The following is a 6802-nucleotide window of genomic DNA, read 5'->3' as shown; positions in this document are numbered from 1 at the left end:
ATGTTCGGTCAACTCAAGATCAATCGGGCCATCGCCACCCGATACGATCAACTGGCCAACAGCTTCCTCGGCATGGTCCACATCGCCACCGCACGATACTGGCTCAAATTTGTCCACGCCGCCTAGCGAGCATACCTTTGGTGGAGGATGGCCTTTCATCTTCATCATCGACCAACCCGGCGTCTCGGTCACCGGCAGGTTGTCGATCCTCGAGGACGTAATCTACCCTTGGTTTTTCCTGCTCAACACGCTCTTCTGGCTGTTGCTGGCTCAGTCGGTCGTTTTAATCGTGCGCTATCTTTGGAAGGTTCGCCGACGGGACTGCCGGCTGCGGCCATGAAGTTCTACTCATGCGCGGTACGGTCGACGACGTAGCCGTTCTTCCAGATCGAGACGATCCTGCGAGTAGCTGCAATGTCGCGTGTCGGATCACCATCGACCAGGATCATGTCGGCCTTCAGGCCAGCAGCGATGCGACCACGATCAGCAGTGCCGAAGAATGCCGCGGGAGCCGAGGTTGCTGCAACCAGCGCCTGCTTTGGCGTCAGGCCCGCACGAACCATCAGCGCCAGTTCGAGATGCAGCGATGCGCCAAACGCGGTCGTTGGATTTGGTGCGTCAGTCCCGGCGATGATCGTCACACCCGCCTTTGCGAGACGCCCCGTATTCGCCGAGGCGATCTCGAAGTCCTTGAGACGTGGGTACTTCCATACCAGCCCAAGCATGCCGCGCTGTCTTGCGCTCAGATAGGGCGCGACCGAGGGGTCCGCCGCCAAGCGGCGTGCATCGTCCACGCTGGCCAGTCCGGCATAGGTGGCGAGCGTCGCGGTCTGCGCTACGCCGCGCGCCTTCATCTCCGCCACCAAAACATCATCAATGGCGACGTCGCATACCGCGTGCTCGAGGGCATTCGCGCCATTCATGACCGCGATGCGGGCGTCGGCGAGTTGCTGGACGTGCACGACCACCCGCTTGCCTGTCGCTTTGGCAGCGGTCAGTACGACCGCGAAGCGCTGCGGTGAGAACGCGGGTAAACTCGCGGGTTGGTCCGGCCGGGCACCATCGTCCTGAAGCACCTTGATATAATCTGAACCGGCGTTGATCCGGGCAGTCACGAACGACGCCGGATCATCCCCAGGCGCAAGCGTCGGTGGAAGCGCGGTCCCTTTGGGCAGGTCGCTGAACAGTTCGAGTGGATGGCCGCCTGGTGGGGTTGCGCCGATGCCGGCCGTAAAGGTGTCGGCCTCCCCGACCTGAGCGAACGATATGCGTTGCTTGCGCCAGTGGTCAATCGTCGCGCGATCGGCGAGCGAGTACATATCGAAGACCGTTGTCACTCCGAAGCGTAGCGCGTCGGCTTGTGCCCCTGGGAAGACGTGGACGTGGCCATCGATCAGGCCGGGGATCAGCACGCGGCCGCGCGCCTCAATCAGTTCGCTGCCGTTCGGAGCTGCCACCCGCCGGGCAACAGCGACGATACGCCCATCCCGCACCAACACATCCCTCACGCCCAGCATCCGAGTGCCGTCGAACACGCGGGCTCCGCGAATAAGAACGCTGCCATCTCGAGCCTGCGCTGACGTTGCCGCCATTGCCGCCATTGCCGCCGCCACCATCAACGCCAGATATGCCCCAAGTCTTATGTCAACCTCCCACGTTCCATAGGCGCTACGGAAACTGGCGGCGCGATGCGGGCAAGCGTCATGGCCTGACCCGTGCAGCGGGGGGCTTCGATCGTGCCGGCTAACGTCGTGCTGCGGCCAGACGCGCTTCAAGCATGGATCGGTAGGAGCGGCTGAGCGGCACGATCGCGCCATTGGAGAGCCGGATATCGCCGTCGCCGTTCCGCCGGTCAGCGATTGCCGCGATCCGGTCGACCCGGATCAACGCCGAGCGATGGACGCGGACGAACGCGGGTCCAAGGCGATCGAGCAGATCGGTGATTGGTGTCCGCAACAGATGCACGTCACCACCCGCATGGATGCACAGGTAGTGGCCCGCGGCATCGACCCGCTCGATCGCATCAAGCGCCACGAAGATAGTGCGCCCACCGTCGCGTATTTCCAGGTGCGCCGGCACCGTCGCTTCAATCGCCGGCGGATGAAGGAGCCGCCGCACGCGGGCAAGCGCGCGATCCACGTCCGCCGATGTGGCCGGCTTCAGCAGATAGTCGATCGCTGCCACGCCGAACGCGGGCAGCGCGTGCTCGGGAAAGGCGGTGAGGTAGACGAGCGCCGGGCGCGGCTCGCGTAACCGCTCGGCAAGCATCAACCCGGTGCCATCGGGCAGCTCAACGTCGAGGAAGGCTAGGTCGGGTCGCATCGCCTCCACTTTGGCCAGCCCGTCTTGTAGCGTCGACGCCTCTCCGATTACTTCGACGTCGTCATGCGCCGCTAGCAAGCGGCAAAGTCCCGCCCGCGCCAGCGGCACGTCCTCAACGATCAGCGTACGGATCACGACGCCAGTCTGCCATCGACATGAGGCATGTCGATGCGCACCATAAAGCGGTCCGGACAACGATCCACCGTCATCGTTCCCGACCCATCATTCCACGCCGTCAGCCGCTCGCGGACCCCCGTCAACCCCGAGCCAAGCCCGCGCGAGGACAGGTCCGCGTCCGCGTCCGCGACCGCGACCGCGACCGCGTTCGCGATCTCGATAACAAGCCGACCATCGTCAACATTGCCCGTGATTGTCAGCCAGCCGCTCTCAGCCATCCGACCCAATCCGTGAACAAACGCGTTTTCGGCCAACGGCTGCAGGATCAAGGCAGGCACTCGTGCCGTCCAGGCTTGGTCCGACATCGTCATGCGTACATCCAGCTCAGCGGGCACCAGCAACCGATGAAGTTCGATATGATCCTTGGTGAGCGCAACCTCCTCGGCCAAGGTCGCCTCCTCCGCGTCGTTCGCCAGCGTTGTGCGGAGCACGTCCGCCAAACGCGCAATCGCATTCTGTGCCGCCGTGGCGTCACGATGAGCAAGCTCGGCGACTGCGCCCAGAGCATTGAAGAGGAAATGCGGGTTGATCTGCGCACGCAACGTTTCAAGGCGCGCCCTTGAAAGCATCCGTTCCCGGTGGCGAGTTCGATCTACCCAGACGAGCGTCTGTCCGATGCCGACGACTGCACAGTAGACCGGGACCGAGAAGAAGGAGGTGATCGCAACACCGGTAGCCAGTTGGATGATCGACGATGGTGCTCGACTGCCCAACGCCCATCCAAGAACCACTTCGAGGCCCAGACCTACCGCGGTGATTGTCGGGATGACGATGATCCCGGCCAGACCAAGGAGCGGGAGCGACCGCGCCGTTCGGCCGGGCATCAACGGCAACCCTGCGCTTAGACGCAGCAACGTCGGCGTCGACAACGCCCAGGGTAGGAAGAACACGGCCATCGCGCCGAGCGTCTCGGGCAGCGACGCACGCTGTCCCTGCGCGGCGCCAACTAACCAGACCGCCGGGGCATAGGCGAGCGCGACAACTGCCCAGCCCGCCGCAATCGTCCGCTTTGCGGGCATGAGACCTGCCGATAACATTCCGTCGCACATACCTCTTAGTGCATCATCGCCACGGCTAGTACGACGCGGCATCGCTGTGCAACGATAGCCTGAGAGCATGCCTTATCCACGGCACCCGCCTCGACCCACAAACGGTCATTCAGCGCGCCTTCCCCGCTCCACAACTTCCGACAACCATTCATCTCCGCAATGGGACTGGGTTGGGGCGTATTGGACGAACAGGCTACCACGCCTCGCCCTTGCCAAACATTCGTAGCGTGGTCTTCGTTAGTGGGTGGCATCGCTTAGATGTTCAGGTCCAGTCAGTGCGCCACTAGGGTTAATTGCAACATCCCCCCTACTAGTGCGAAGGATTACCACACCCCGGTCAACCACAATGAGTTCCGCGGGCATTGCTGGCAGCAAGATATCTCGCTTCAAACGGCCTGCCTTGACGTCAATTTCCCATAACCGCCCCCGATCCAGGCTAAGATGCTGGAGACCGGAAAGGATGTAGAGCCGCCCTCCCCAGGTAAACCCGCCAATCACGTTGCCGGTCGCCAGACGGACACGCTGTGTTGCGCCAACCAGCTGAAGGCTTCCGCCCCATTCGCCATTGTTGGTGCCAACCAGCCAGCCCCCCTTCCAGGGTATGAGCAACGACACTGTTCCGCCACCCTCTTGCATTGGCAGGACCACGGCCTTGGGAATCGCGATCTTCGGCCCGCGCAGGCCGATCTTCCGCGCGCCATCGCGAGGGATCGGCAACTCGTCTACCGGCGATGCCAAGACAAGCGGGTCACCGGCGATGCTACCACTCCAACGCGGCTGATACCCGGCATGCTCCGGCCCATATGGTCTGAAGAAGTTCGAACCGGCGACCACCTCATCCGGCTCAGACGGTATCGGGTCGCCGTTGATCCAGCCGAGGGCGCGCTTTGCGCTGCGGCGCACGGCCATATGCCAGTGGCTACGTGCGGTACGAGTCAAGAGACCCCGTGCCTTCGTCGCGCGAAGGACACCGAGGGTCTGGGTAGCATTATAGGCCAGCAGCCAGTCATCCTCGAAATCGACAGCGGTACCCATCAGAGACGGGATGGCGGCAACATAGCCTATTCTTCCTAACGCCAGTGCTGCTTGTTCTCGGATTTCAAGATCGTAGCGGCTATCGAGCAAGCTTTCGATCGAAGGGCCCGCCATCCGCGCATGATCGCCATATCCAGCGATGCCGCGCATCAACTCCACCGTTTGCCAAGCGGAACGCGTGCCGTACCCGGCATGCGCAATCTCGTTCAGCTGCCGCTGGTATTCCTCAAGCGCAACCGGATGACGCAGCCCCGCCAGCACGCGCAGCGTTCTTGCACGCATCCTCTGGTTCGTTCCATCCGTGACAAGCCCGGCGATAGGAGCAATACTCCAGGCCGGATACGCCGGTCGCAGCTCACCCAGAAGATCGTGAATACCCTCGCATGACTTATCATCCGTGCTCATCCGGCAGGTATCGATGCGGGACAGCAGCCGCGCTTTCAACTGCTCTCCAAAGCGAGGCAGGGCGCTCAGGACCTGAGTATTGGACGAGGGGTTAGGATCGCGCTCGAACGCGAGCCAGAGATACTCGAGCGCCTCGGATGTTCCAGTCGCGGCGATCGCCCGGGGCATCCAACCATTGCCACGGCGATCGGCCGTAATAAGCATTGGCAGGTAACGCGGGTCGATCGTCATGAACTGAGCAAGCGTCACGCCTGCCTCCCTTCGGACCCGCGCTTCCTGATGGTTGAGCAGGGGTACCAGACGTTCTACCGCCGGCGCGCCGAACATGACGACCCGGGCCCTAAGTGCGTCTTCGTTTTGTGAACTCTGAGGCGCGGCGATCAGTTCTGCGATATAATCATCAAGGGATTTATGGTTCGCGTCCTGCCCTTGCGCGGCGACATGCGGCACCGCGATCATGGCGGCGACGAGAACAGTAGTAACAAATATGCGCTTCATCCGGGCCGCCAGAGGTAGGGAGGGTGCCGTAGCTTACGTAGCGTTGTGCCATAGGTCTGCCGATCTCCCAACGTGCTGGTTGTCACTTCGGTATGATCGATGATGGTGATAGGAATTAAAGATCGTCGGTCACACTGCAAGGTCATCGGATATGGCGCACGGGTCGGTTGCTTCCTGCCGAACGTCGAACAGCGGGAACGGTGAAAAGCGCGCTGACGCGATGAAATACGCGGACAGAGCGGAACGGTCACCTGACTATTATTAGGCTCTGAATGAAGGGTCGTTACCCGCCCCCCCAGCGACGACCCAGAAGCGGTCACTTAGCCCCCTGTGACGCCTGCCAGAAACCGGACGTTTGTTCACCGCTTGGATTGGGCCAAAGCGCCATACTTTCGTGTGCACGATGTCAGCCAGAGTAACAGGATGCTAAAGCCTGACAGGTACGGCCAAACGCATGTTGTCGTCACTTTCAGCCCGGATCGCCGCTATCGGCGTCGTTGTCCTAATCGCACTGGCTTCGCTAGCAGGGCTCCTCGTGGATGCCTCGCGGCAAACCAGCCAAAGCTTCGAGCGGGCCGGGCACTCGGTAGAAGTAATTGAGACGACTGAAGCAGCGTTAGGTGATTTACGCGAGGCGGAGTCGGGTCAGCGGGGCTTCATCATCACGCGCGATCCAGCTTACGCTCGGTCGTTTGCCGAGCGGGTGGAAAGCTCAGCGCGCAATATGGCCGTTGCGGTCCGGCAGACGAGCGACAACCCTCTGCAGAATGCAAGAGCGCGAGAGATCGCGGTTCTGATGGCACAGCGAGCCGCCTTTCTTCGGCAGCCCTTGATCCTCGCGCGTCATGGCGATTTTTCTGGCGCGGTCGCCATCGTCGCCAGTGGTCGCGGACGTGAGCTGATGGATGCGATCAGCGTCCGGGCTAGTGGCTTCCTCGACGAGGAGCGGGCTTTGCAGACTAGCCGTCAAGACGCGGCAGACAAGCGGCTCGCCAGCGGGCGAAGACTCGCCATTATCGGAGGGCTCGTGGTTGCGCTGCTGGTTGTCTGCAGCTTCGCACTATTGATCCGCGGTATCCGTCGACCGTTGGCGACCATGATGAGGGCCATGACGGCGTTGGGCGACGGTGAGCAGGATGCGCGCATTGATACGGCAATGGGATCCGAAGAGTTTGACCGACTTGCGGAAGGCTATAACGCCATGGCGGAGAGGCTGAGGAACGCCGTTGCGGATCAGGCGAACAGCGAGCGTCAGCTGCAAACCGCCAACGCCGAATTGCACCGGAATAGCGAAACCCTGCGCGAACGTGGCTCCG

6 protein-coding genes are annotated in these 6802 nt (G+C 62.1%); 2 read left to right on the top strand and 4 right to left on the bottom strand.

Features of this window, described 5'->3' with window-relative positions; translation table 11 throughout:
• The first annotated feature begins 109 nt into the window (after positions 1-109).
• Positions 110-340, top strand: coding sequence for a hypothetical protein (locus tag MF607_RS22120; protein WP_242122334.1), 231 nt, complete (start codon positions 110-112; stop codon positions 338-340).
• 4 nt (positions 341-344) lie between these two features.
• Here the strand turns inward: MF607_RS22120 and MF607_RS22115 are convergent, their stop codons facing one another.
• The 4 genes from MF607_RS22115 to MF607_RS22100 form a co-directional block, all read right to left on the bottom strand.
• Positions 345-1616 carry an amidohydrolase family protein gene (locus MF607_RS22115; protein WP_242122333.1) on the bottom strand — a complete coding sequence of 424 codons (1272 nt, stop codon included), beginning with the start codon at positions 1614-1616 and terminating at the stop codon, positions 345-347.
• A 127-nt stretch (positions 1617-1743) separates the two neighbouring features.
• Positions 1744-2457, bottom strand: a complete 714-nt coding sequence (locus MF607_RS22110; RefSeq protein ID WP_242122332.1) for a LytR/AlgR family response regulator transcription factor — start codon at positions 2455-2457, stop codon at positions 1744-1746.
• Positions 2454-3518: a sensor histidine kinase gene (locus MF607_RS22105; RefSeq protein WP_242122331.1), complete on the bottom strand. Its 1065-nt coding sequence runs from the start codon at positions 3516-3518 to the stop codon at positions 2454-2456. The genes MF607_RS22110 and MF607_RS22105 overlap by 4 nt, the downstream gene beginning before the upstream one ends.
• 267 nt (positions 3519-3785) lie before the next feature.
• A complete protein-coding gene (locus tag MF607_RS22100; protein ID WP_242122330.1) occupies positions 3786-5486 on the bottom strand; it encodes a HEAT repeat domain-containing protein in 1701 nt (566 codons plus the stop codon).
• 454 nt (positions 5487-5940) lie between these two features.
• On the opposite strand from MF607_RS22100, the gene MF607_RS22095 reads away from it, so the two are divergent.
• Positions 5941-6802: CHASE3 domain-containing protein (locus tag MF607_RS22095; RefSeq protein ID WP_242122329.1), on the top strand; the 862-nt coding region annotated here is incomplete at its 3' end.

It is taken from the genome of Sphingomonas lacusdianchii (assembly GCF_022664395.1).
In the GTDB taxonomy this organism is placed as follows: domain Bacteria; phylum Pseudomonadota; class Alphaproteobacteria; order Sphingomonadales; family Sphingomonadaceae; genus Sphingomonas; species Sphingomonas lacusdianchii.
This window is presented reverse-complemented; position numbering and strand designations above follow the sequence as displayed.